The organism is Actinoplanes sp. ATCC 53533 (assembly GCF_003947245.1).
Genome location: NZ_QHHV01000326.1, coordinates 1 through 19,645, shown reverse-complemented (window position 1 = coordinate 19,645; position 19,645 = coordinate 1). Strand labels below are relative to the sequence as shown.

Genomic DNA, 19,645 nt, shown 5'->3' with positions numbered 1-19,645 from the left:
TCGGCCGGCGCCTTCTCCGACCCACCAACCGACCGACGCCCCCTCCGACCCACCAACCGGACCGACGCCCCCTCCACCCACCAACCGACCGACGCCCCCTCCACCCACCAACCGACCGACGCCCCCTCCACCCACCAACCGACCGACGCCCCCTCCACCCACCAACCGACCGACGCCCCCTCCACCCACCAACCGGCCGACGCCTTCTCTACCCACCAGCCGGCCGATGGTGCCGACGTCGGGCTTCGGTTGCTGGCCGCCTTTAGCGCCGAGGTGGGGCTGGCCGAGCCGGACCTGCCGTGGCACACCGAGCGGACCCGGATCGCCGACCTGGCCGGAGCGCTCGGCGCCGCCGCCGGGGCGGTCGCGAAGGTCGCCCGGGACCTGACCCTGTTCGCCCAGACCGAGGTGGGTGAGATGGCCGAGGGCGGCGACGGCGGCGGCTCGTCGACGCTGCCGCACAAGCACAACCCGATCGCCGCGATCAGCGCCGCCGCCGCGGCCGCCCAGGCGCCCGGGCTGGTCGCCACGCTGCTCACCGCCATGGCCCACGAGCACCAGCGGGCCGCCGGGAACTGGCACGCCGAGTGGCAACCGCTACGCGCCCTGCTCACCTCGACCGGCTCGGCCGCACACCAGCTCCGCCGGGCGCTGGCGCACCTGCGCGTCGACACCGGCCGGATGCGCGCCAACCTCGACCTCACCCACGGCGCGCTGCTCGCCGAACGGGTCGCCGGGGCACTGCGCCCGGCCCTGGGCGCCGAGGCCCACGCGGTGGTCCGGGCGGCCGTCGCTCGCGGCGACCTGCGCACGGATCCGGCGATCACCGCCCACCTGAGCCCGTCCCGCCTCGCCGGACTACTCGCCCCCGAGACCTATGTGGGCAGCGCGAACGCCCTGATCGACCGCGCCCTGCGGGCGGCCCGGCGATGAGCGCGACCGTACGAATCCGCCACGCGGACAGCGGCACCCACGCGCCGAGCCAGGCCTCACAGACACTGCTGCGGCGATTCGTGGTCCCCCGCCACCTCTCGGCGCCGGATCGAGGCTCGTCTCGATCACCAGGCATAGCATTCGGCGCTCGCCGCCCGGCGGCAGAGCCTCACCTCCGACGTTGCTTTGCTCTGCTTCCCTATCGGAAACACCCTCCGGCCGATGCCCGGCATCACCCTCAAAGCCGCAACCCGCGCATCCCACACCAGGTGTTTCCTATGGGGAAGCAGAGCAAAGCGAGTAGCGACCATTGCATCCGCCGGCCGGGCGCGGCGGCACCGGAGAACAACTCCGTAGCCGTACTGAGCCAGGCTGTACCAAGCCAGGCCGCACCAAGCCAGGCCGCACCAAGCCAGTCCGTACCGGGCCAGGCCGTCCCAAGCCAGGCCGTACCGGGCCGGGCCGTACCGGGCCGGGCCGTACCGGGCCGGGCCGTACCGGGCCGGGCCGTACCGGGCCGGGCCGTACCGGGCCGGGATGGCGTTTCGGGGGGCTGGCGATGAGTGCGGTTTCGGTGCACCATCGTGTGGATGGCCCGCCGGGCGCGCCTGCCCTGCTGCTGATCAACTCGCTTGGCGCGGATCTGAGCATGTGGGAGCCGCAGATTCCCGCGCTCAGCGCGCGGTTCCGGGTGATCCGGTATGACGCGCGCGGTCACGGTCGTTCGCCCGTACCGCCGGGTCGTTATGCCCTGGGCGATCTCGGGCGCGACGCGCTTGGGCTGCTGGATCGGCTCGGGGTCGCGCGGGCCCATGTCTGCGGGTTGTCGCTGGGTGGGATGACCGCCATGTGGCTCGCCGCGCATGCCGCCGACCGGGTCGACCGGCTGCTGCTGTTTTGCACGTCCGCGCTGCTCGGGCCGCCGTCGGGGTGGATCGAGCGGGCGGCCCTGGTGCGGGCCGAGGGCACCGGTGCGGTCGCCGACGCCGTCGTCGGCCGTTGGGTCACCCCGGGCTACGCGGCGGCCCACCCCGGCGAGTTGCGCCGGCTGCGGGACATGGTCGCGGCCACCCCGCCGGACGGGTACGCCGGAGCGTGCGCGGCCGTCGAACAGATGGATCTGCGGCCGGATCTGCCCCGGATCGTCGCGCCCACGCTGGTGGTCGCCGGTGCCGACGATCCGGCCACCCCGCCCGCGCACGGGGCCGCCATCGCCGCCGCGATCCCCGGCGCCCGGCTCGAGGTCGTCGCCGAGGCGGCGCACCTGGCCAGCTACGAACAGGCCGAGACCGCGAACCGACTCATCCTGGAGGCGCTCGATGGCTGACTACTACGAGGACGGCATGGCCGTGCGGCGCGAGGTGCTCGGCGACGCGCACGTCGACCGGGCGGTCGCGGGCACCAGCGCCTTCACCGCGCCGTTCCAGGATTTCATCACCCGGACCGCCTGGGGTCAGGTGTGGACCCGCGACGGCCTGGACCGGCGCACCCGCTCCTGCCTCACCCTGGCCCTGCTCACCGCCCTGCAGTGCCACGAAGAGCTGGCCATGCACGTGCACGCGGCCCGCCGCAACGGCCTGACCCCGGACGAGATCGCCGAGGTCCTGCTGCACACCGCCGTGTACGCGGGCGTGCCCGCCGCCAACGCCGCCTTCAAGATCGCCGAGGCCGCCCTGGCCGACGGCGGATCCGCGGCGTGACGCCGTGACGCGAGCGATGGACGACGAGGCCCGCGAGCCCTACTTCGTGCAGTCCCTGGAACGGGGGCTCGCCGTCATCCGGGCCTTCGACGCCCACCACCGGGAGCTGACGCTCAGCGAGGTCGCCCGGATCTGCGACCTCACCCGGGCCGCCGCCCGGCGCTTCCTGCTCACCCTCACCGACCTCGGCTACGTGCGCACCGACGGCCGGCTGTTCTCGCTGACCCCGCGGGTGCTCGAACTGGGCTACGCGTTCCTGTCCAGCCTGTCGCTGCCCGAGGTGGCCGAGCCGCACCTGGAGCAGCTCTCCGCCGAGGTGCACGAGTCGTCGTCGGTGTCGGTGCTGGACGGCGACGACATCGTCTACGTGGCCCGGGTGCCGACCCGGCGGATCATGGCCGTGGCGATCAACGTGGGCACCCGGTTCCCGGCGTACGCGACGTCGATGGGCCGGGTGCTGATCGCGAACCTGCCGGCCGAGCAGGTGGCGGCGCACCTGGCCCGGGTGCGCGTCGAGCGGCTCACCGCCCGTACCGTCGGATCGGTCGACGAGCTGCGGGCCGAGCTGGGGCGGGTCCGCGAGGAGGGCTACGCGATCGTGGACCAGGAGCTGGAGGAGGGCCTGCGGTCGATGGCCGCCCCGGTGTTCGACCGCTCCGGCGCCGTGACCGCCGCCGTCAACGTCTCCGTGCACGCCAGCCGCACCTCCGTGGCCACGATGCGGGCCGAGCTGCTGCCGCCGCTGCTGGCCGCCGCCGCACGCATCACCGCCGACCTGCGGATCACGGCACCGGCGCGCTAGACCACCGCCGCTACACGCGGTGCCTCACGGCACCGGCGCGACGGACCGCCGCTTCTCGCGGTACATCGCGGCGTCCGCGGCCGGGACCAGCCGGGAGTAGTCCTCGCCGGCGTGGCCCAGCGCGTAGCCGACGCTGGCGCCGATGCGGTACACGCCGGTCGTGCCGCAGATCGGCTCGGCGATCGCCTCGCGCAGCCGCTGGGCGGTGCCCGGCAGCACCCCGGAGAGGTCCTCGCCGGCCAGCACCGCGACGAATTCGTCGCCGCCGGTGCGCGCGAGCAGGTCGTCGGCGCGCAGGTGGTGCCGCAGCCGCTGGGCGACGATCCGCAGCACCTCGTCGCCCGCCTCGTGCCCGGCCTCGTCGTTGACCTTCTTGAAGCCGTTCAGGTCGACCACCAGCACCCCGACGTGCGGCGCGCCCAGCGCGGGCAGGGCGTCGATGCGGGCCTTGAGCAGGGCGCGGTTGGCCAGGCCGGTGAGGCTGTCGTGGGTGGCCGCGTACTCCGCCTCGGCCTGGCTGCGTTCGAGCTGCGAGTGCAGCCGGGCGTGCTGGATGGCGATCGCGGCGTGCTCGGCGAAGAAGGCCAGGATCTCCTGCTGCTGCGCGTTCGGGCGGCGGCCGTCGTCGGGCAGGTCGACGCTCAGCACGCCCAGCCACTCGCCGGAGGACGCCATCAGCGGCGCGAACAGGCAGTCCAGCGGGTGCCACAGCGCCGGGTCGTCGGGGGCCGCGATGTCAGGCACCCAGGCGTTGAGCGATTCCGGTACGCCCCGGTGGTGGTCGACGAAGTAGAGCGAGCCCCAGCGCTCGGCGCGGCGGAACAGCTCGCGCCAGGTCGCCGCCGAGCCGGTGCTGCCGAGCAGCTCGCGGCGCAGGTCGTCGCTGCCGGCAACGGCCACGGTGGTGTAGTCGCCGTTGTCCTCGGCGAGGTTGACGGCGGCGAGGCCGAAGCCGGACGCCTCCACGACCCCGCTCGCGACGGCCTCCAGGGTCTGGGTGAGGTCGAGGCTGGCGTGCACCCGCTTGGTCACCGCGTGCAGGGCCCGCAGGGCCTGCAGATGCGGATCGGAGGCCGTCACCCGCGCTCCCTTCGCCACACCGTGATCAACCGACCGTAGTGCATCCGCCTACGGCTCGTGGACCCCGATCACCGGTGGCTGCCCCGACGTACTGAGCCGTTTGGCCGCCGCGACCGTGCCGGCCAGCGTGTCGTGCACGGTCAGGCCGGGGCGGGCCAGGTCGAGCTGCACCTCGACGTCGAGCCGGCGCGGATACGCCGGGTCGGCGCCGACCGCCAGCGGGACCCCGCGGGTGGCGTGGACGCCCAGCTCGTACAGGGCGATGGGCTGCACGCTGCCGCCGGGCGCGAACCAGAACAGCACCACGTCGGCGCGCCACAGATGGGTGTGCTCCCAGGTGATCTGCTCGGCCGCGGCGTTCGGCAGGTCCGGGGCGTAGACCGCGCGGCGCGGATCGAGGACGGTCAGCCCGGGCGTGTCGCGCAGCATCGCCGCGGCCTCGGACTGCCAGTCCGGGCAGTTCGTGATCCCACCGGCGAGGAAGAGCGCCGGGCCCGGGCCGTCATAGGACTGTGGTGGCCGCACGTGTCGCACGGTTGCCACGGTAACCGCCGGTCAGGAGCCGCCGGTCAGGAGCCGCCGGTCAGGAGCCGCCGGTCAGGAGCCGCCGGTCCGCACGGCGGTGGTCGCCAGGGTGGTGTACCGCATGGTGAAGCGTCCGCCCAGCGCGTCGATCGCGGTCCCGACCGCATCGAGGATGGCGGCTGTCTTGTCGGGCGCCAGCCGGGTGAGACCACCGGTGGTGGGGAGCAGGGCCAGCCACTGGTCGCGTGGGTAGTCCCGCTCCCAGTCGAATCGCCAGTGTTCGGGCTCGCCGAACTGCCCCGTCTCGCGGATCCTGTCGGCGACCGCCGCGTACCCCGCTCGGTAGACCTCCAGCGGGCGCCGAGCCGGTTGATCGCTGAACGGTAGGTCCGGTGCCACCCTGCGGCAGGCGGCGGCGAACGGCTCGGCCACCTCGGCGGGTGGCTCGAACACGTGCCCGAAGATCGCCAGCCGCCCGGCCGGGCGCAGCACCCGGGCCGCCTTGACCGCGCCGGCGACCGGATCGACCCAGTGCCACGACTGGGCGGCGATCACCGCGTCGAAGGTCCGGCCGGCCGGCGCCCAGGCCTCGAACGTCGTCACCTCGACCGGCAGGCCGGCGGCTCGCGCGACATCGGCCATCCGCGCATCCGGCTCGACGCCGAGCACCGCGCAGCCGGCGGCCTGGAACTGGCGGGCGGCGATGCCGGTGCCGGTGCCGACGTCGAGCACCTCCGGCCCCGGGCTCCCGGCGACGATCCGTGCCACCAGGGCATCGGGGTAGCCGGGTCGGGCCTGGTCGTAACGTTGTGCGTCCGTACCGAACGACTCGGCCGTCTGCCGGGCCTCGTGCGGCCGGGCCGGGGGCGGTCCTGGTTGCTCCGGCGGTAAAGTGGGCATGCGCCCACCTTAGTGGGCGCATGCCCACTCGGCAAGGATCGACGACCGGTTGACGTATCGAGAGGATCTGCGAGTGCCGACTGGGGTGCATTTGCGCGACGTACGGCAGCAGCTGTTCGACGCCGCCGAACGCGTGCTGCTGCGGGCCGGGCCGGCCGGGCTGACCAGCCGGGCCGTCACCGACGAGGCGGGCTGCGCCAAGGGCGTCCTGCACCGGCACTTCACCGACTTCGACGACTTCCTCGCCGGCCTCGTGCTCGACCGGGCCGCGCGGCTCGAGACCCAGGCGAGGGCGCTGCTCGACTCCGCTGGCACCGCCACGGTGGCCGGCAACCTCACCAGCGCGCTGAGCACCCTGTTCGGGCCGGTTCCGGTGGCGATCATCCCGCTCATCACCTTCCGGGACGACCTGCGCGCGCGGCTGCGGCAGGCCCGGCCCGGCGGTGGCATCGCGATCCTCGCGCAGGCCACGGCCGCGGTCTCGGCCTACCTGGCCGACGAGCGCGAACTGGGCCGCATCGCCGCCGATGCCGACGTCGACTCACTCACGCTCGCCCTGGTCGGTGGCGGGCACCTGCTGTTCGCCGACCGCGACCCCGGTCCGCCGGCCGGGGAGACCCTCACCCGGCTGGTGACGACGGTGCTCGCCGACGTGGTGCAACGGCGGCTGCTCTGACGGCCGAGCCGTTCGCTACCGGGCGCGGGCCGCCAGCACGCGGCCCATCCGCCGGGCGGCCTCCACCAGCAGGTCCGGGGACAGCGCGGCGTAGCCGAGCACCAGGCCGGGCGGCCCGTCGAGCAGCCGGTGCCAGGACAGCGGGTGAGCACGCACCCCGGCCTCCTCCAGCCGGCGGGCCAGCGCGGTGTCGTCGGCCGGCCCGGGCAGCGTGATCAGCAGGTGCAGCCCCGCGGCGACGCCCTCGACGCGGGCCTGCGGCAGGTGCTCGCGCAGCCCGTAGAGCAGGGCGTCCCGGCGGCGGACCTGGCGGCGGCGCACCGTGCGCAGGTGCCGCTCGTAGTCGCCGCAGGCCAGCAGGTGGGCGAAGACCAGCTGCGGCAGCGCCGGATTGCCGAGGTCGCTGGCGTGCTTGGCGGTGACCAGGTCGGCGTGCAGCGCGCGCGGCGCGATCAGCCAGCCCAGCCGCATGCCCGGCGCCAGCGACTTGGAGACGCTGCCGGCGTAGGCGACCCGGTCGGGCGCGGACGCCTGCAGGGCGGCCACCGGGGCCCGGTCGTAGCGGTGCTCGGCGTCGTAGTCGTCCTCGATGATCAGGCCGGCGAGGGCGAGCAGGGCCCGGCGGCGGGCCGGGCTCAGCACCACCCCGGTCGGGAACTGGTGTGCCGGGGTGAGCAGCACCGCCTCCAGCCCGGTCGCGGCCAGCAGGTCGACCCGCAGCCCCTCGTCGTCGACCGGGACCGGCACCGGCCGCAGTCCCCAGTGCGCCAGCTCGTCGCGGGTCCCGCGCGAGCCCGGATCCTCGATCGCCATCTCGGCGACGCCCCGCGACCGCAGCGTCTGGGACAGCAGGGCGAGCGCCTGCGCGACGCCGCCGACGACGATGAGGTCGTCGGTGCCGGCCTGCACGCCACGGGTCCGCGCCAGCCAGCCGGCCAGCTCGGCGCGCAGCCTCGGGTTGCCCCGCGGGTCGCCGTACCCCAGATCGGCGTTGGTCGCGGCGGCGAGCACCGCCCGCTCGGCGCGCAGCCAGGCCGCGCGGGGAAAGGCCGACAGATCCGGTACGCCCGGAGACAGGTCGAGATCGACGCCGGCCGACGGCGGCAACGGCAACCGCATGCCCGACGCCTCGCGCGGGTGAGCCCGCGCCGAGGGCTGCGCCGCGAGCCCGGTCACCACCGTGCCCGCGCCGGTGCGCCCGCTGAGCAGCCCCTCGTCCGTCAGCCGCTGATAGGCCTCGACGACCACGCCCCGGGACAGCCCGAGATCCCCGGCGAGCACCCGGGTCGCCGGCAGCCGCGCCCCGGCGCCGAGCCGGCCGTCCCCGATCGCGGCCCGCAGCGCCTCGGCCAGCCAGGCCGTGACGCCCTTGGCCGGCGCCGCGCCGGGATGCAGTTCCAAAAAGTCGATTTGGTCCACTCCTCAGCCGCGGGATTGGTCCTTCTAGAAGGACCATACGCGGGTCGAGCATGGTCTGCGTGTCCCGATTCCTACCCCTCGCCGCCGGGTCCGCGGCCATGTCCTTCGTCGGCGGCAGCGTCGCCGTCTCCGCCGAGATCACCGACGCGCCGCTGTTCACGATCCAGTCCCTGCGCTACGCCCTGGCCTGCCTGCTGCTGCTCGGCTTCGCCCGGCTCGCCCGGTCGCGGCTGACCCGCCCCCGCGGCGCCGAGTGGCTCTGGCTGGCCGGGATCGCCGCGACCGGCATGGTGATCTTCAACCTGGCCCTGGTGCAGGGCGCCCGGCACGCCGAACCGGCGGTGCTCGGCGTGGCGGTGGCCTGCGTACCGGTGCTGCTCGCCGCGGCCGGCCCGCTGCTGGAGGGGCGCGGGCCGGCGCCGGCGGTCCTGGCCGGCGCGGTCGTGGTGACCGTCGGGGCGGGCCTCGTGCAGGGCCTGGGCCGCACCGACGGCACCGGGCTGGCCTGGGCGGTGGTGACCTTCGCCGGCGAGGCGGCGTTCACCCTGCTCGCGGTGCCGGTCCTGGGCCGGCACGGTCCGGTCGGGGTGTCGGTGCACACCACCTGGCTGGCCGCGGCGATGCTGGCGGTGCTGGGCGTGCTTCACGAAGGACCGGCGGCGGCCGGCCGGCTGACCGGCAGCGACCTGATCGCCGGGGCCTACCTGGCGATCGCGGTGACGGCACTGGCCTTCGTGCTCTGGTATGCCTGCGTGTCCCGGGTCGGCGCCGGGCCCACCGGGCTGCTGACCGGCATCGCACCGATCGCGGCCGCCCTGACCGGCGTCGCCCTGGGCGGACCGGCGCCCCGGCCACTGGTCTGGGCGGGCATCGCGGTCGTCGCTCTGGGGCTGGCGATCGGCCTGCGCCCGGCCCGGGACCCCGCGCCGCCGCCCGCCCCCACCCGGCGGGTGCCCGAACTGACCGCGACCGGCGGGGAGCTCACCTGATGTTCCGGCACCACGACGACGTCTGGCGGGACTTCCCGGCCTCGCCGCGGGCGCGCTGCTCGTCTCGGCGCCCCTCGAGGAGGACCGCGCCGCGGAAGCGTTCGGCCGGCACGTCGAGGCCGCCCGGGACCGCCTCGCCGCCGGCCCGGAGGGCCGGTTCCCGGAGATCCAGGCCTGGCGGCGGGCCTTCACCGCCCTGGGTGTCAAGGCGACCCGGTACCGCTGCGCCTCCGAGTCCCTGCTGCGCCGCCTCCGGCGCGACGGCGACCTGCCCCGCGTGCACCCGCTGGTCGACGTCTGCAACGCCGTCTCGGCCGCGTACGCGGTGCCGGTCGCCGCGCTCGACACCGGGAAGGTCGACGGCGACCTCGAAGTGCGCTACGCGACCGGGAACGAGACCTACCTGACCTTCGGCGGCGAGCGCGAGCATCCCGCGCCCGGCGAGATCACCTTCGCCGACGCGGCCGGCAACGCGCACGCCCGCCGGTGGACCAACCGGCAGAGCGGCCTCTCCGCGGTCACGGCGGACACCACCACGGCGCTGATCGTCACCGAGGCCCTGCACGACACCGCGGCCGCCGACATCGCCCGGGTGACCGCCGCGCTGGCCGGGGCGCTCGGTGCCGGGCGGGTGTCCGTTCTCACCCGGGAGGCGCCCGGTTTCCCGATATAGTCACCACTGTCGATGCCCTCTGCTGAAGGCAGGTCCGATGCGCCTGATCACCGTCATCGCTGTCAGCGCGGCACTGCTGGCGGTTCCCCAGACCGCCACCGCCGCGGCGGGCCGGGAGTGTTTCGACCGCGGCGCACCGACCACGTACGAGGAGGGCCGGATCGAGACCCCGGCGCTGCCCGGCGGGACCCGCGTGCCCTACCACCTGGTCGAGGCGGGCGGCTTCACGCCGTACGCGAAAGGGCTGACGAAGGCGCTCTGCCGGAGCCGGTCGATCGCGGACGCGCGGCGGGAGCTGCAGCGCCGCGGCGCGCAGTTGTGGCAGGTGGCGGTGCTGCGCGCGCAGGGCAAGCTGCGGATGGGCACGATCGACCGGTACGACGACCGCCCGCTCTACTGGACCAGGCTGATGGGCACCCGCGACGTGCGGCAGTGGCGGCCCGCGTTCGGGCTCACCGAGGCGCAGCGCGCGAGCCTGCTCAAGACCTACGAATACGCCGCCCGCGGCGTCTCCTCGACCGGCTTCGCACCCGGCGCCGGCAAGGTGCTGGTCAGCGGCTTCGACCCGTACCAGCTGAACGGGGAGATCCGCCGCTCGAACCCGTCCGGGGCGTCGGCGCTGCAGCTGGACGGGCTGCGATACACCGCCGGCGGACGCGAGATCCGGGTGCGGGCGGTGATGCTGCCGGTGACGTGGAGCGGCTTCGACGCGGGCATTGTCGAGGACGCCTTCGGCCCGCACCTGACGGCCCGCTCCCGCGACCGCGCCGACCTGATCATGACGATCAGCCAGGGCAACCGCGGCCTGATGAACATCGAGCAGTGGGCCGGGGCGTGGCGCGGCGGCTCGCCGGACAACAACAACGAGGGAGTGCCGCAGCCGGTGCCGCCGGCGCCCCGCTGGCCGCAACCGGAGCCGCAACCGGAGTTCATCGAGACGACCCTGCCGCACGCGGCGATGGTGGCGGCGGGAACCGGCCCGTGGCCGACGGCGCTGAACCCGCGACTGTGCGAATGGCCGGCGGGCACCCGCCCGGACCCGGCGGCGGTGCGGTGCCACAACGGCGGGCCGACGCCCGGCGCCCAGGCGCAGTCCGGCGGTGGCGGCAGCTACCTGTCGAACGAGAGCATGTACCGGTCCAACCGGCTGCGGCTGGCGCTGGGCGGCGCGGACATTCCGGGCGGGCATCTGCACATCTCGGCCCTGGTCTACCCCGCCGACCCACTGGTGATCATCGACGACGCGTTCGCGGCGGACCGGGCGGCGACGATCAACCAGACCGTGGCGCTGGTCAAGGCCGCGGGCGCCGCCTGACCCTGATCGGGGCCGAGACGCGAAAGGGCCGCCCTCTCGGGCGGCCCTTTCGCACTGCGATCGATCAGCCGATCAGCGTCGGGATCTTCTCGAACAGCTGCGTCGTGAACGTCACCATCTCGTGCAGCATCCAGTTACCCGAGAACAAGATCGCCGCACCGACACCGACCGCCTTCGGGACGAACGACAACGTCGCTTCCTGAATCTGGGTCACCGACTGGAACAACGAGATCGCGAACCCGATCAACAGCGCCGTCACCAGCACCGGCGCGCACATCTTCGCGGCGATGGTCATGGCCTGCATACCCAGCTCAACGATCTGCGTGTCGGTCATGCCATCCCCTTCGGGACCCCAGCGAAACCACCGAGCGCAGAACGGGGGCGCCCCGGTTGCCATTCGGTTCACCCCCGCGGAAACCTCAAGTCACCGCCAGCAACCGTGGCGGACGGGTCCGGGTGTCGCTGGTCAGGGCCACCTCCGGCGGCACGCCCGCCCGGGCGAGGTGGTCCAGCGGGCGCGGGTCCGCCGCGGCGCGCCCCGGTGCGGGTCGATCAGCGGATGCGTCGCCATAGTCGGCCCTCCGGGATTCCGCGTGCGAATCGGTGGCTTCCACGCGTGTCACCTGTCACGGATGGATCGTGTCAGCAGGTCCACCGGGAGCGCCGATGGGGCAGGTGGCCGGAACGCTCCGGCCGGTCCCATCACCTCGACCGGATATGGATCATGCACTTCATCGCTCTCCTCGGCTGGTTCGGCGCCGCATTGTCCATCGTTCTCCCCTGGCCCCAGGTGTGGCGCTCCGTCGCCCGGGGCCGCACGCAGGGCCTGTCGGCGGCGGCCTGCTGGCAGGGCGCGGTGATGCCGGTCGGATGGATCACCTACGGTCTGCTGACCGGCGAGACGGTGCAGGTCGTGACGAACACCGTGACCGGGCTGGCCGGGCTCGCCGTACTGGTGACGGTGCTGATCCGGCAGCGCGAGCTGCGGACCGGCCGCACGCTGCTGATCAGCGCCGCCGGCGCGGCCGGTGTGCTCGCGGCGGCGGCGGGCAGCGCGGCCGCCGGCCTGCTGACCGGCATCGGCGGCACCCGCGCCGCGGCCTTCCTCGGCGCCGCGCTGGCGGTCAGCGCCATCCTGGGCTCGATCCCCCAGCCGTTGTCCCTGCTGCGCGACCGCCGGCAGGACCTGGGCGGCCTGTCCCCGCTGCGCTGGTGGCTCGCGGCGGTCGCCTGCGGCTCGTGGTCCGCGTACGGGCTGGCGACCGGGCAGCCGGCCGTCTGGCTCTCCGCGCTGGTGGGCCTGGGCAGCGCGCTCATCGTGTGCTGGGTGCTCTTCGCCGCCGCCCGTACGCCGGCGACCGTCGTGGTCGCGGCCCCGGTGTTCCGGGCAGCACACGCCACCCGCGTCGTCCGCCCGGCGTCGGCCACGGCCCGTCCGGTCTACGGGGCGGCTCGCCTGATGTCCCGGGAACTCGCCCCGGCCTGACCAGCCCGACGGCCGGTCACCCGCGAGCCTGTTTCGTCCTGCCCCTTGCGCCGTCACGCACACTGTGGGCATGGGCACGATTCAGGATCCGAACCCCGACCGGGAGTGGCTGAAGCGCAGCTACGTGGATACGAGCACCAACCCGTTCTCCATCGAGGCGCAGACGGAGATGATGGGCCGCCTCGCCGAGGGCACCGGAGGCAGCCCGACCATGCGCAGAATCATGCGCATCGTCGCCGTCCTCGCGCTGATCCCGTTCGCCGTGGGGATCGTCCTGGCGATCCTGGACCTGGTGAGGTGAGCTGACCGGGCCGTCGACGGTCCAGGAGGCCTGATCCCGCCGGACGGTACGACTCCTCCTATCTCTCATACCCGGGCGCCGCACGCCGATCAGGCTGCCGCAACGTTTGACGAGACAGGAGTTCGCATATGCACGGGTGGCTGCCGACCGGCGGCGGAGTGCGCGACGAGGATTGGGCTCGTCGCCATCGGTTGCTGACCCTCCTGCTCGCCTCGGGCGTCCTCGCCCTCACCGCGTTCGGCGCGGTGCGGGCCGGGCTCGACACGGGCTGGCTGCTGACCGTCCTGCTGATCCTGCCGTGCGTCGTGGGTGCGGTGGTGCTGCCCGGGCGCCGGCTGCCCTCGATCTCCGTGGCGGCGGGCTTCACCGTCGCCTGCGCGGGCTTCGTGGCCATGTGCGACGGGCTGACCGAGTCGCACTTCACCTTCTTCATCGCCGTCGCCGCGCTGGCGCTGTACCGCGACTGGGCGCCCTTCGGGGCATTCCTGGTCAGCACCACGCTGCACCACGCCGTCTTCGGCACGATCTACGGCGAGCACACCTACTACCACCACGACGCCATCGTGCACCCGTGGACCTGGGCGCTGCTGCACGGCCTCGCGGTGCTGCTGGCGGCGGCGTTCCAGGTGGTCGCCTGGGGGCTGACCGAGGCCGAGGAGCGCCGGGCCGAGGACCACCTGGCGGAGAGCCGGGCACAGCTCAGCGCCGCCTTCGACGAGACGCCGGTGCCGATGGCGATGCTCGCCCCGGACGGGCGGTTGTTGCGCACCAACTCGGCGTACCGGTCCTGGCTGGGCCTGCCGGCCGAGCTTCCCCCGGGCTTCTCGGTGGCCGACCTGCCGATCGTGCCGGTGGATCCCGCCCAGGTAGGGATCTTCGAGAAGCTGACGCAGGCGACGGACCCCGTGACGTTCACGACGGCCTACCGGCGGCTCGACGACGATTCGGTGATGTACGTGGAGGTGCACAGCAACGGCCTCCGGGACCGCGACGGCAAGCTGCGGCTGGTCTTCGTACACTGCCTGGACGTCACCCGGCAGCAGGAGCACGAGGCCGAGCTGCGCCTGCAGGTGCGCCAGGACTCGCTGACCGGGCTGTTGTCGCGCGCGGCCTTCGAGGTCGACCTGCTCGCGATGCTCACCGCCGAGGCCGGGCCGGCGTCGGTGCTCTACCTCGACGTCGACCGGTTCAAGACGGTCAACGACGGCTCCGGCCACGCCGCCGGGGACGACGTGCTGCGGGAGCTGGCCACCCTGGTGTCGCGGACCGTGCCGGCCGGATCCCTGGTCGCCCGGCTCGGCGGTGACGAGTTCGTGGTCGCGCTGCCCGGCTCGCTGGAGGACGGCCTGCGGGTGGGCCGGGCCGTCCTGGCCGCGCTCGCCGAGCCGCTTCCGGTCGCCGGCACCGAGCTGCAGATCGCGCTGAGCATCGGCTTGGCCGTCGCACACGGGCCGCGCCAGGCCGAGCAGGCCGTGCTCTCCGCCGACACCGCGATGTACGCGGCCAAGCGCGCCGGCGGCAACCGGCTGGAGATCTTCAACTACCAGATGCGGGTGGCGGTCCAGGAGCGGATCACCGCCGAGTCCCGGCTGCGGCAGGCCCTGGACGGCGACCGGCTGGCGACCCTGCCGGTCTGGTTCCAGCCCATCGTGTCGCCCGCGACCGGACAGATCGTCGGCGCCGAGGCCCTGGTCCGGATGTGGACCGCCGAGGGCGAGCTGCTGGCGCCCGGCCACTTCATCGCCGCCGCGGAGGAGACCGGCCTGGTCGTCCCACTCGGCGAGCACGTGCTGGAGCAGGCCCTCCGGCACCTCTACCTGTGGCGCAACGAGCTGGGGTACGTGTCGGTCAACGTGAGCCCCCGGCAGCTGTCCGAGCCCGGTTTCGTGCCGATGCTGGCCGGCCTGCTCGCGGCGAGCGGCCTGGAGAACCGGGCGCGGCTGGTCCTGGAGATCACCGAGACGGCGCTGCTGTCCAACTCCGTGGACCTGCAGGACCGCCTGCACGCGCTCAAGGCCCTGGGCGTCCGGATCGCGCTGGACGACTTCGGCACCGGCTACAGCTCGCTGACCTGGCTGCAGTCGGTGCCCGCCGACATCGTCAAGCTGGACCGCTCGTTCGTCGCGGGGCTGGCGACCGATCCGCGCAAGGCCTCGATCATCTCGGCCGTGCTCTGGCTGGCCCGCTCGCTGAACATGTCCGTGGTCGCCGAGGGCGTCGAGGACGTCGCGGACTGGGACGCGCTGCGGGTGGCCGACTGCCCGGCGATCCAGGGCTACTACTTCAGCCGGCCGGTCACCCCGGGCGAGTTCGACGCCATGCTCGCCCGGTTCCGCACGGTCAGCCTCGCGGCTGCGTAACGGCGCGGAAGGCCGGTGCGGCATGATCGACACATGCTGCCCGTGGAATTCGGACTGGACACGTTCGGCGACGTCACCGTCGGACCGGACGGCGAGCCGCTGCCGTACGCGCAGGTCATCCGCAACGTGGTCGAGCAGGCCGTGCTCGCCGACGAGGCCGGGGTGGACGCGTTCGGGCTCGGCGAGCACCACCGCGACGACTTCGCGGTCTCGGCACCGGAGATCGTGCTGGCCGCGATCGCCAGCCGCACCCGGCGGATCCGGCTCGGCACCGCGGTCACGGTGCTCAGCTCCGACGACCCGGTCCGCGTCTACGAGCGGTTCGCCACCCTCGACGCCGTGTCGAACGGGCGGGCCGAGATCACCCTGGGCCGCGGCTCGTTCACCGAGTCGTTCCCACTGTTCGGCTACGACCTGGACGACTACGACCGGCTGTTCGCCGAGAAGGCCGACCTGATGGCGGAGCTGCTCCGCGAGGACGCGGTGACCTGGCACGGCACGGTGCGACCGCCGCTGGAGGGCCAGCAGGTCTACCCGAAGACCGCGTCCGGGCGGATCACGACCTGGGTCGGTGTCGGCGGCAGCCCGGAGTCGGTGGTCCGCGCGGCCCGCTACGGCTTCCCGCTGGTGCTGGCGATCATCGGCGGCGACCCGGCCCGCTTCGCCCCGTACGTCGAGCTGTACCACCGCGCGCTGGACCAGTACGGCCGCGGGCCGCTGCCGATCGCGGTGCACGCGCCCGGCTTCGTCGCCGCCACCGACAGCGAGGCGGTCGAGACGCTGTGGCCGCACGCCCAGGCTTCGATCACCCGGATCGGCGCGGAGCGGGGCTGGCCGCCGCTGACCCGGGAGCGCTTCGAGGCGGACATCGCCGAGGGCGCCTGGCACGTGGGCTCCCCGGAGACCGTGGCGCAGAAGATCGCCCACACGGTGAGCGTGCTGGACGTGCAGCGCTTCGACCTCAAATACTCGGCCGGCACGCTGCCGCACGAGACGATGATGTCAGCGATCAACCTCTACGGCACCGAGGTCATCCCCCGGGTGCGCGAGCTGCTGGAAAACCAGGACTGACGCCGCTCAGGGCTTGCACCCGACCGCGGCGACCACCGCCATGAGGCCATCCCCCGGTGCGCGAGCCGCTGGAAACCACGACTGACGCCGCTCAGGGCTTGCGCCCGATCGCGGCGACCACCGCCGTGAGGCCGTTCCCCCGGGTGCGCGAGCCGCTGAAAACCAGGACTGACGCCGCTCAGGGCTTGCGCCCGACCGCGGCGACCACCGCCATGTCGCCGGGATCGCCGTCGCCCTGCGGGCCGGCCGGCCACTCGTGCACCCAGACAAGGCCGGGCGGCTCCAGCACGGCGTCGCCGAAGAACCGCATGATCTCCGGCCGGGTGCGGCCGGTCGCCGTGGAGACGTCCGTACGCCGGTAGAGGTCGGCGACGCCGTCCAGGGCCGCGTCGGCCGCGGTCTCCGAGACCCCGTGCGAGATCGCGATGTACGACCCCGCGGGCAGCCCCGCCAGCAGCCGCTCGACCGCCGGGTATGCGTCGTCGCCGGGCACGAAGTGCAGCATGGCCACCAGCAGCAGCCCGACCGGCTGGTCCAGGTCGAGCAGCCGCCGCACGCCGGCATGGCCGAGGATCGCCTCGGGAAACCGCATGTCGGCCTGCACCACGGTGGCGAACGGGTTGGTCCGCAGGATCTCGCCGGCGTGCGCGACGGCGACCGGGTCGATGTCGATGTAGACCACCCGGGCCTCGGGGAACCGGCGCTGGGCGATCTCGTGCACGTTGCCGACCGTCGGGATGCCACTGCCGATGTCGAGGAACTGCCGCACCCCGGCGTCGAGCATGAACTCCACGGCCCGGTGCAGGAACGCCCGGTTGGCCCGCGCCATCTCGCCGGCGGCGGGGATCATCGACAGCAGTCGCTTGGCGGCCTCACGGTCGGCCTCGAAGTTGTGGCTGCCGCCGAGCAGGGCGTCGTAGATCCGGGCGCTGCTGGGCCGGCTGGAGAAGTCCGCGTCCGCGTTCACCATGCCGAGGAAGCCTACTCCACTGTGGTCTGTCATGAGGCCACCCGCCGGACCGCCGCGACGAGCTCGGTGTCCCGGCGCAGCAGCGCGGGCACCTGGTGCGGGGTGCTGGGCGGCCCGTACCGCAGCCCCTGGGCGCTGTCGACACCCGTCCCGGCGAGCAGCGACTGGGCGTCGTCGTCGTCGACCCCGTGCACGGTTAGGGGCAGGCCGAGCGCGTGCGCCACCCGGGTCATGCCGGCGAGCAGCCTCCGGTCGGCCTCCGGGCCGGTGCTCGGCGACCGCAGCAGGGACGCCGGGGTACGCAGCCCGTGCACCGGCAGCTCACGCAGGTAGGCCACGCTGCCGCCGCCGGTGCCGAAGCCGTCCAGCTCGAGCCGGACGCCGAGGGCGGCGAGCGCGGTCAGCACGGTGTGGCTGTGTTTGCCGGCGGGCACCGCGTCCAGCCCCGACAGGTGCAGGTGCAACCGCTTCGGCGGCAGGCCGCTGCCGGCGAGCGCGTCGCGCACCAGCTCGACGATGTCGGGATAGCCGATCTGGTGCACCGGCAGGTCCAGCCCGATGTACGGGCCCTTGCGGCCGCCGTCCCAGGTCATCGCCTGCCGGCACGCCTGGCCCAGCAGGCTGCCCGCGAGCCGGGTGGTGGTGTCGCGGTCGCCGGTGAGCTGGCCGATCCGGCCCAGGTCGAGGATGCCCAGGTGCGGGTGCCGCCAGGCCATCCGGGTGTGCAGCCCGGCGACCCGGCCGCTGCTCAGCCGCACCACCGGCTGATACGACGGCGGGCCGGTGACCAGCCCGGCGACGCTGGTGGCGGCGCGCGGCCGGCCGGAGATCGCGGGCTGCGGGTCGTACGCCGCCCAGCCGGAGCTGCCGGCCCGGGCCTGGCGCAGCGCGATCTCGGCGTCGAGGAGGACCCGGGTGACGTCGAGGCCCGCGGTGGGCACGTCGACGACCCCGATGGCGGACTGCAGCGGCGCGGTCAGCCCGGTGCCGGGCAGCGAGGCCGGCTCGGCCAGCGCCCGGATCAGGCGCTCGGCCAGCTCCGCGAGGTGCGGCAGGCCGCCGCTGTCCTGCACGAGCAGCACGAACGTGTGCTCGCTGTGCCGGGCCAGCAGGTAGTCGGGATGCCGGGCGATGCGCTGCAGCCGGCGGGCCACCTCGGCCAGCACGTGGTCGCCCGCGTCGGCGCCGAACTGCTCGCCCACCGCGGCCAGGCCGCCGAGGTCGACCAGGCAGAGACCGACGTGCCGGGCCGGGTCGTCGCCGTTGGCCGACTGCCGCAGCCGCTGCACGAGGCGGGTCTTGTTGGCCAGGCCGGTCACCGGGTCGTAGTAGGCGAGCCGGTGGTAGCGGGCCTCGCTGTGCTGCAGCGCGGACTGGAACTCGCGGGCGGCCCGCTGGGTGGCCCGGTGCAGCGACTCCTGCTGGGCGAGGGTCCGGGCCTGCAACGCGGCGGCGAACCCGGCGGCGAAGGCGCCCGCGACCTGACGGGCCGGGCCGCGCACGGCGTCGCCGTCACTGAGGTGGTCGAGGACCAGGGTCATCGAGGCGGGCAGCGCCTCGGGCCGGCCGACGCCGAGGGCGACGACCTCCACGCCCACCCGGTAGGCGGCGTCCAGATCCGGCGGGTTCACGCTCGCAGCATCGTGCAGCCACCCCGCGTACGCCCCGAGGGTCCGGGCCGCCGCGTCCTCGGCGATCGGGAGATAGACGCCGGCCGCCGCGGTGGCGGCGAACCAGATGTCGCCCACGCTCTCCCCGCCGCTGCCACGGGCCGTCGGCCCGGGCCGCTCCAGCGGGTCGGCGCCGGCCGGGAGCCCGCCGGGCGTGCCGCGGGCGCTGAGCACCGTACGGGCGGCCTGGTCGAGGGCGGCGTCGGTGTATTGCACCGCGGTCTCCAGGGCCGCCGCGACGATGCCGTCGGCGCGGTGCCGGGCGTCCTCGATCAGCCGGTCGGCCGGGGCCTGCTCCCCGTCCTCCTCGGGCACCGGGTCGTAGCCGCACTCCGAGAGGATCTGATTGAGCGCCGCGATCATCATGGCGTGGGTCGGGCCGCCGCTCTCGTCCGCCGAGAACGGCTCGTCGGGTGACGTCATGACCGATCCCCCTCCGCCTCGGACGCGCGCCCCGAAACCGGGGCGCGCGACTCCGCCTCCGTCGCGCGCCCCGGAACGGAATCGCGTGGCTCCGCTTCGGACGCGCGCCCCGGGGCGGGATCGCGTGGCTCCGCTTCGGACGGACGCCCCAGGACGGGATCGCGCGACTCCTCCTCGGACGGACGCCCCACGAGCGGAATCGCGCGACTCCTCCTCGGACGGACGCCCCAGAGCGGAATCGCGCGACTCCTCCTCGGACGCGCGCCCCAGAGCGGAATCGCGCGACTCCTCCTCGGACGGACGCCCCGGGGCGGGATCGCGTGGCTCCTGCTCGGGTGGGCGTCCCGGCGCC

General features: G+C 74.3%; 20 protein-coding genes. 12 read left to right on the top strand and 8 right to left on the bottom strand.

Annotated features, from left to right (window positions below; all coding sequences use genetic code 11):
* From DMB66_RS55765 to DMB66_RS55745, 4 genes are all read left to right on the top strand, one after another.
* On the top strand, positions 1-933 hold a 933-nt coding region (locus DMB66_RS55765), incomplete at its 5' end, for a lyase family protein (RefSeq protein WP_255441572.1).
* A gap of 559 nt (positions 934-1,492) precedes the next feature.
* Positions 1,493-2,260, top strand: a complete 768-nt coding sequence (gene pcaD, locus DMB66_RS55755; protein ID WP_125812124.1) for a 3-oxoadipate enol-lactonase — start codon at positions 1,493-1,495, stop codon at positions 2,258-2,260.
* On the top strand, positions 2,253-2,633 hold the full coding sequence (pcaC, locus tag DMB66_RS55750) for a 4-carboxymuconolactone decarboxylase (RefSeq protein WP_125812123.1): 381 nt from the start codon (positions 2,253-2,255) through the stop codon (positions 2,631-2,633). Before pcaD ends, pcaC begins: the two co-directional genes overlap by 8 nt.
* Positions 2,634-2,637: 4 nt before the next feature.
* Complete coding sequence (locus DMB66_RS55745; protein ID WP_233625546.1) at positions 2,638-3,435, top strand: IclR family transcriptional regulator C-terminal domain-containing protein; 798 nt, start codon at positions 2,638-2,640, stop codon at positions 3,433-3,435.
* Between the two features lie 24 nt (positions 3,436-3,459).
* Here the strand turns inward: DMB66_RS55745 and DMB66_RS55740 are convergent, their stop codons facing one another.
* The 3 genes from DMB66_RS55740 to DMB66_RS55730 all read right to left on the bottom strand — a co-directional run bounded on the left by DMB66_RS55740 (position 3,460) and on the right by DMB66_RS55730 (position 5,940).
* Positions 3,460-4,515 (bottom strand): GGDEF domain-containing protein, encoded by a 1,056-nt coding sequence (locus tag DMB66_RS55740; protein WP_158647688.1) that lies wholly within the window; start codon positions 4,513-4,515, stop codon positions 3,460-3,462.
* Positions 4,516-4,563: 48 nt separating this feature from the next.
* Positions 4,564-5,049, bottom strand: a complete 486-nt coding sequence (locus DMB66_RS55735) for a nucleoside 2-deoxyribosyltransferase domain-containing protein (protein WP_158647687.1) — start codon at positions 5,047-5,049, stop codon at positions 4,564-4,566.
* A 63-nt stretch (positions 5,050-5,112) separates the two neighbouring features.
* Positions 5,113-5,940: a class I SAM-dependent methyltransferase gene (locus DMB66_RS55730; RefSeq protein WP_125812120.1), complete on the bottom strand. Its 828-nt coding sequence runs from the start codon at positions 5,938-5,940 to the stop codon at positions 5,113-5,115.
* A 73-nt stretch (positions 5,941-6,013) separates the two neighbouring features.
* Here DMB66_RS55730 and DMB66_RS55725 point away from each other — a divergent pair, with 73 nt between their 5' ends.
* Positions 6,014-6,616 (top strand): TetR/AcrR family transcriptional regulator, encoded by a 603-nt coding sequence (locus tag DMB66_RS55725; RefSeq protein WP_125812119.1) that lies wholly within the window; start codon positions 6,014-6,016, stop codon positions 6,614-6,616.
* 15 nt (positions 6,617-6,631) lie between these two features.
* Here the strand turns inward: DMB66_RS55725 and DMB66_RS55720 are convergent, their stop codons facing one another.
* Positions 6,632-8,017, bottom strand: coding sequence for a PLP-dependent aminotransferase family protein (locus DMB66_RS55720; protein WP_233625545.1), 1,386 nt, complete (start codon positions 8,015-8,017; stop codon positions 6,632-6,634).
* Positions 8,018-8,094: 77 nt separating this feature from the next.
* On the opposite strand from DMB66_RS55720, the gene DMB66_RS55715 reads away from it, so the two are divergent.
* From DMB66_RS55715 to DMB66_RS55705, 3 genes are read left to right on the top strand one after another with little or no spacing between them, the layout of a single operon-like run.
* Entirely contained in the window at positions 8,095-9,024 is a 930-nt protein-coding gene (locus DMB66_RS55715; RefSeq protein ID WP_199753216.1) for a DMT family transporter, read from the top strand.
* 22 nt (positions 9,025-9,046) lie between these two features.
* Positions 9,047-9,697, top strand: coding sequence for a phenylalanine--tRNA ligase beta subunit-related protein (locus tag DMB66_RS55710; RefSeq protein ID WP_199753217.1), 651 nt, complete (start codon positions 9,047-9,049; stop codon positions 9,695-9,697).
* Positions 9,698-9,734: 37 nt separating this feature from the next.
* On the top strand, positions 9,735-11,012 hold the full coding sequence (locus tag DMB66_RS55705; RefSeq protein ID WP_125812116.1) for a hypothetical protein: 1,278 nt from the start codon (positions 9,735-9,737) through the stop codon (positions 11,010-11,012).
* A gap of 64 nt (positions 11,013-11,076) precedes the next feature.
* On the opposite strand, the gene fliQ is transcribed toward DMB66_RS55705, so the two are convergent.
* Both fliQ and DMB66_RS55695 read right to left on the bottom strand, forming a co-directional pair.
* Complete coding sequence (gene fliQ, locus DMB66_RS55700; RefSeq protein WP_125804468.1) at positions 11,077-11,346, bottom strand: flagellar biosynthesis protein FliQ; 270 nt, start codon at positions 11,344-11,346, stop codon at positions 11,077-11,079.
* An 85-nt stretch (positions 11,347-11,431) separates the two neighbouring features.
* Positions 11,432-11,626 carry a hypothetical protein gene (locus tag DMB66_RS55695; protein WP_125812115.1) on the bottom strand — a complete coding sequence of 65 codons (195 nt, stop codon included), beginning with the start codon at positions 11,624-11,626 and terminating at the stop codon, positions 11,432-11,434.
* Positions 11,627-11,736: 110 nt separating this feature from the next.
* On the opposite strand from DMB66_RS55695, the gene DMB66_RS55690 reads away from it, so the two are divergent.
* The 4 genes from DMB66_RS55690 (at position 11,737) to DMB66_RS55675 (ending at position 16,230) form a co-directional block, all read left to right on the top strand.
* Positions 11,737-12,498 carry a SemiSWEET transporter gene (locus tag DMB66_RS55690; RefSeq protein WP_125812114.1) on the top strand — a complete coding sequence of 254 codons (762 nt, stop codon included), beginning with the start codon at positions 11,737-11,739 and terminating at the stop codon, positions 12,496-12,498.
* A gap of 70 nt (positions 12,499-12,568) precedes the next feature.
* Positions 12,569-12,799, top strand: a complete 231-nt coding sequence (locus DMB66_RS55685; protein WP_125812113.1) for a hypothetical protein — start codon at positions 12,569-12,571, stop codon at positions 12,797-12,799.
* 128 nt (positions 12,800-12,927) lie between these two features.
* The gene (locus DMB66_RS55680) at positions 12,928-15,159 is read left to right on the top strand and encodes a bifunctional diguanylate cyclase/phosphodiesterase (RefSeq protein ID WP_125812112.1); all 2,232 of its coding nucleotides are present in this window, start codon (positions 12,928-12,930) and stop codon (positions 15,157-15,159) included.
* 33 nt (positions 15,160-15,192) lie between these two features.
* Entirely contained in the window at positions 15,193-16,230 is a 1,038-nt protein-coding gene (locus tag DMB66_RS55675; protein WP_125812111.1) for an LLM class flavin-dependent oxidoreductase, read from the top strand.
* A 178-nt stretch (positions 16,231-16,408) separates the two neighbouring features.
* Here the strand turns inward: DMB66_RS55675 and DMB66_RS55670 are convergent, their stop codons facing one another.
* Both DMB66_RS55670 and DMB66_RS55665 read right to left on the bottom strand, forming a co-directional pair.
* Positions 16,409-17,200 (bottom strand): SAM-dependent methyltransferase, encoded by a 792-nt coding sequence (locus DMB66_RS55670; protein WP_125812127.1) that lies wholly within the window; start codon positions 17,198-17,200, stop codon positions 16,409-16,411.
* 29 nt (positions 17,201-17,229) lie between these two features.
* On the bottom strand, positions 17,230-19,293 hold the full coding sequence (locus DMB66_RS55665) for a bifunctional diguanylate cyclase/phosphodiesterase (protein WP_125812110.1): 2,064 nt from the start codon (positions 19,291-19,293) through the stop codon (positions 17,230-17,232).
* Between the last annotated feature and the right edge of the window lie 352 nt (positions 19,294-19,645).